Raw genomic sequence first — 4,959 nt, 5'->3', positions numbered from 1 at the left:
CCTCAACCACCGACAACAACTAACCAAGACAACCAACGACGCGAGGGTCAGAACTCGACCGGCCAGAGTGGGTCACGGTTCAGCCGTCGCCGACACGAACACTCTGGCCCCGAACACTCCGGACCCGACCGCCCTCGCCTTGAGCGCCCTCGCCTTGAGCGCCCTCGCCTTGAGCGCCGTGCGGCGGCTCAGAACCCCAGCTCGGCCAGGGCCTTGCGCCCGTCGGCCGGTGCGCCGTCCGCGTCCAGTGCCGTCCACGCCGCCGCGCACAGCGCCCGCAGACCGTCCCAGCGGTCCCCGCCGCCGTCCAGCCGCAGCACGCCACCGGCGGCCGACGCGACCCAGCCGCCGCAGCCGAAGCCGTCCGCCCCGGTCGTGACCGCCGGGTGCGGCTCCAGCAGCCCGCGCAGGTCCGCCGACAGGTAGGTCGGCCGGTGCTCGGCCGGGGCCGCCAGCAGCTGCGCCGGGGTGGTCACCCCGGTGAACACCAGCAGGCTGTCCACCCCGCCGTTGAACGCGCCCTCGATGTCGGTGTCCAGTCGGTCGCCGACCACCAGTGGCCGCCGCGCGCCGGTCCGCAGCACGGTCTCCCGGTGCATCGGCGGCTGCGGCTTGCCCGCCACCACCGGGTCCACCCCGGCGGCCGCCCGCACCGCCGCCACCAGCGTCCCGTTGCCGGGCGCGATGCCGCGCGCGGTCGGAATGGTCAGGTCGGTGTTGGAGGCCACCCACGGCAGCCCCTGCTGCACCGCGTACGCGGCCTCCGCCAGCTGCGCCCAGCCGACCGACGGGTCGTAGCCCTGGACCACCGCGAGCGGCTCCTCGGCCAGCGAACGGACGGCGACCAGCCCGCGCTCGGCCAGTGCTTCCTCCAGCCCCGGACCGCCCACGACCAGCACCTTCGCCCCGGCCGGCACCTGCTCGGCGACCACCCTGGCGGCTGCCTGCGCCGAGTTGATCACGTCGGCCGGCTCGGCCGGCACACCCAGCCCGGTCAGGTGCTCGGCCACCACCCGCGGCGGGCGGGAGGCGTTGTTGGTCACGTACGCGAGCCGCATCCCGGCCGTCCGGGCGACGGCCAGCGCGTCCACGGCGTGCTCGATCGCGTGCGGGCCCGCGTAGACCACGCCGTCCAGGTCCAGCAGCGCCGTGTCGTACGCCTCGGTCAACGGCTGCTCGCTGCCGCCGGGGGCGGTCCGTCGCACGGTGGTGGTCGGTGCGGTCATGGCTGCGCTACCTCATTCACTGCGTCGTTCGCTTCCTCGGGTGCCCCGAGCGGGTGGCCCTTGAGCCGGTGGGCCCTTGAGCCGGTGGGCCCCGAGCCGGTCAGACCTCGTCGTCCGCACCGGCGTCGCCCGTCGGCGCCCCGTCCGAGCCCGGCGGGGGCGCCAGGTACCCGGGTGCCCCGGGCAGCAGCGGCCCGAACGCCCCGGCGCGGGCCGCCAGGGTCGCCCTGGTCTGCCGCAGCGCCGCCTGGTAGTGCTCGGTGCCCGGCCGCATGGCCACGGCCAGCGCCAGGTGCTCGGCGGACGTCTCGAAGTCGCCCAGCCGGGCCGCCGCGACGCCCCACCCGAACTGAGCGTAGTCGTCCGACGGATCGGCCAGCGCGACGGCCCGGAAGTTCTCCAGCGCCGCCGCGTACGAACCGGTGTCGAACTGGGCCCGCGCCAGCGTCTCCCGGATGCTGCGCGACTGCGGCTCGGCCGCCGCCGCCCGGACCAGCAACTGCTCGGCGGCCGCCGCGTTGCCCTGGGCCAGCAGCCTCCCGCCGCGCCGGAACCAGTCGTACACGTCCCCGGTCGGCTCGCCGGAACGCCCCTGCGCCGGCACGCCGCCGTGCACCTGCGCGCCCCCGCCGCCGGCGCCGTCCAACCCGCCCTGCTCGGCCGGGCCGCTGCCGTCCAGCCGTTCCTGCCCGTCGTCCATGCGGTACCTCGCCCTCGGTCGCACACCCGTCCCACAGGTCAGCACGGGTATTCCGATCTCTCAACAACGCGTACCCGGTTACGATGCCCAGAATGAGCACACCCAGTGCAGAAGACGGAGTCGAGACTCCCGAGGGCGGCCCCGGCGATCCCGGGCACGTCGCCACCGCAGGCCTGTCCCTGTCACCCTTCCAAGGCCTGCGCTACGTCCCCGATCGGGTCGGCGCGCTGGCTGCGGTCATGTCACCGCCGTACGACGTCGTCGACCCCGGCCGTCGGCTCGACCTGGAGACCGCCGACCCGCACAACGTGGTCCGGCTGATCCTGCCCAGGCCCGAGCCCGAGGACGCCGGCGACCGGCCCGACCGCGACACCAAGTACCGGCACGCCGCCCGGCTCCTGGCCGCCTGGCAGCGCGAGGGGATCCTCGCCGCCGACCCGGCGCCCGCGCTCTACGTCTACGAGCAGCGCGTGCCCGCCACCGGCGACTCCCCCGAGCTGCTCCAACGCGGGCTGATCGGCGCCCTCGCGGTGAGCGGTCGCGAGGCCGGCGTGGTCCTCCCCCACGAGGACGTGATGCCGCGGCCGGTCGCCGACCGGGTCGGCCTGATGCGCACCACCCGGGCCAACCTCGAACCGCTGCTGCTCACCTACCGCGGCAGCGGCGGCGCCTCCGGCGTCATCGAGCGGACTGTCCAGGGCGAGCCACTGCTCTCCACGGCCACCAGCGACGGCACCCACCACCGCCTCTGGGCCGTCGCCGACCCCGCCGAGATCGCCGAGATCAGCCGCGACCTCGCCACCTGCCGGGCCCTGATCGCCGACGGCCACCACCGCTGGGAGATGTACCTCCGCCTCCAGCGCGAGCACCGCCACCTGCCGCGCAGCCCGTGGGACCGCGGCCTGGTGCTCCTGGTGGACACCGCCCGCTACCCGCTGCGGGTCCGGGCCATCCACCGGGTGCTGTACCGGCTGCCGGTGGCCGAGGCGCTGGAGAGGCTCGGCGACCAGTGGAAGGTCAAGGAGGTCCCCGGCCCGCTGACCGCCGCCCTCCAGGCCCTCGCCGAACAGAAACGGCACGGCGGCAACGGCTTCATACTGACCGGCGGGGACGGCGTGTACTGGCTGCTCGGCGAGCCCGAGGAGGCACTGCTCGACGCCACCGTGCCGCACGACCGGCCCGAGGAGTGGCGCCATCTGGACGCCACCGTCCTGCACGCCACCCTGCTCGACCGCACCTGGCACGTCCCCGACGGCCCGGACGACATCGGCTACCTGCACACCGCCGCAGCCGCCGAGCAGGAGGCCGCGCGCACCGGCGGCACCGCCGTCCTGCTGCACCCGGTCCGGGAGAGCGTGGTCCGCAGACTCGCCGAACAGGGCGTCACCATGCCGCGCAAGTCCACCTCCTTCGGGCCGAAGCCGGCCACCGGACTGGTGCTGCGCAACCTCGAACTGGGCTAGGTTCCCCCGCCGAAACACGAAGAGGCCCTGCCCACTTCCCCTTGAATTTCAGGGGAAGCGGGCAGGGCCTCACTCGTCGGTCGGAACCGCTCAGCTGCGGGCGTCGCCCTTGGCCTCGGCGTCAGTCTTCGCCTCGTCCTCGGCCTCGTCCTTGGCCTCGGTGGCGCGCGCGGGCACCACGCCGTCGAACTCCTCGTCGATCTCGAGGTCGTCCTCGTCGTAGTACTCCTCGACGTTCTCCTCGTCCTCGAAGATCACGCGGTCGTCGGAGGCCTCGCCGCCGCGCTTCTTCGCCGGGGCGTCGGCCTGCTCGAACTCCTCCTCGGCCATCTCCGGGTCGAGCGCGTCCACGAACTCCACGCCGTCGATCTCGGCCAGGCGCTCCGCCGCGTTGGTCGTGCCCTCGGTGTCGGCCTCGGCCGCCTTCGCGAACCAGTCACGGGCCTCGTCGCCACGGCCGGCCGCGATCAGCGCCTCGCCGTAGGCGTACCGGAGACGCGCGGTCCACGGGTGCACGGCGCTGGAGGCCAGCTCCGGGCTCTGCAGGGTCACCACGGCCGCGTCGAACTGCTCCATGTCGGAGCGGGCGCCGGCGGAGACCAGACGCATCTCGACCTGGCCGGCCTTGTCCAGCTGCTTCACCTCGGGCTCACCGGCCATCGCCAGGGCCCGCTCCGGACGGCCCAGACCGCGCTCGCAGTCGGCCATCACCGGCCACAGGTCCGCACGGCCGGTCATCCGACGGGCGGCACGGAACTCGGTCAGCGCCTCGGAGTACCGCTGCGTCATGTAGGAGGCGAAACCGGCCGCCTCACGGACGGCGGCCACGCGGGAGGCCAGACGGAGCGCGACGCGGGAGAACTGGTAGGCCTCCTCCGGCTCGGTGTCGAGCAGGCGGGCCACCATCACCAGGTTGCGGGCGACGTCGTCCGCGAGCGTCTTGGGAAGGCTCTTGAGCTCCTGGCGCACGTCCCCGTCCAGCTCGAAGCCGGTGACGTCCTCCGGGATCGGCAGGCGCTTGACGGGCTCGTAGTTGCCGCGACGGTCGTCGTAGCCACCCCGGTCGTCACGGCGGTCGTCGCGGTTGCCGCGGTAGCCGCCACGGTCGCCGCCGCGGTCGTCGCGGTTGAAACCACCCGAGGGGCGGTCGCCACGGTCACGGTTGAAGCCACCGCCGGAGGGGCGGTCATCGCGGCGGAAGCCGCCGCGGTCGCCGCCGCGGTCGTCGCGGTTGAAACCACCACCGGACGGACGGTCGTCACGACGCGGACGGTCGTCACGGTCACGGTTGAAGCCACTCGGACGGTCATCGCGACGGAAACCGCCACCACCCGAGGGGCGGTCGCCACGGTCACGGTTGAAACCGCCACCCGAGGGGCGGTCATCGCGACGGAAGCCGCCACGGTCGCCACCACGGTCATCGCGGTTGAAACCACCCGACGGACGGTCGCCACGGTCACGGTTGAAACCACCGCCCGAGGGGCGGTCATCGCGACGGAAGCCGCCACGGTCGCCACCACGGTCATCGCGGTTGAAACCACCCGACGGACGGTCGCCACGGTCACGGTTG

The 4,959-nt window shown here is 74.0% G+C and carries 4 protein-coding genes; 1 reads left to right on the top strand and 3 read right to left on the bottom strand.

Going from position 1 to position 4,959, the window contains the following annotated elements; translation table 11 throughout:
- Positions 1-188 precede the first annotated feature (188 nt).
- Entirely contained in the window at positions 189-1,226 is a 1,038-nt protein-coding gene (locus tag AB0R04_RS38665) for an HAD-IIA family hydrolase (protein WP_363378844.1), read from the bottom strand.
- 100 nt (positions 1,227-1,326) lie between these two features.
- A complete protein-coding gene (locus AB0R04_RS38660) occupies positions 1,327-1,926 on the bottom strand; it encodes a tetratricopeptide repeat protein (protein WP_363378842.1) in 600 nt (199 codons plus the stop codon).
- A 92-nt stretch (positions 1,927-2,018) separates the two neighbouring features.
- On the opposite strand from AB0R04_RS38660, the gene AB0R04_RS38655 reads away from it, so the two are divergent.
- Positions 2,019-3,389 carry a DUF1015 domain-containing protein gene (locus AB0R04_RS38655; RefSeq protein ID WP_079135935.1) on the top strand — a complete coding sequence of 457 codons (1,371 nt, stop codon included), beginning with the start codon at positions 2,019-2,021 and terminating at the stop codon, positions 3,387-3,389.
- Positions 3,390-3,479: 90 nt separating this feature from the next.
- Here AB0R04_RS38655 and AB0R04_RS38650 read toward each other — a convergent pair whose 3' ends face one another.
- Entirely contained in the window at positions 3,480-4,358 is an 879-nt protein-coding gene (locus AB0R04_RS38650; RefSeq protein ID WP_363378846.1) for a hypothetical protein, read from the bottom strand.
- Positions 4,359-4,959: the final 601 nt, after the last annotated feature.

The sequence above is a fragment of the Kitasatospora sp. NPDC056731 genome (assembly GCF_040687675.1).
Taxonomy (GTDB): Bacteria; Actinomycetota; Actinomycetes; order Streptomycetales; family Streptomycetaceae; genus Kitasatospora.
The sequence above is the reverse complement of the archived record's forward strand: the minus strand, read 5'-3'. Positions and strand labels throughout refer to the sequence as shown.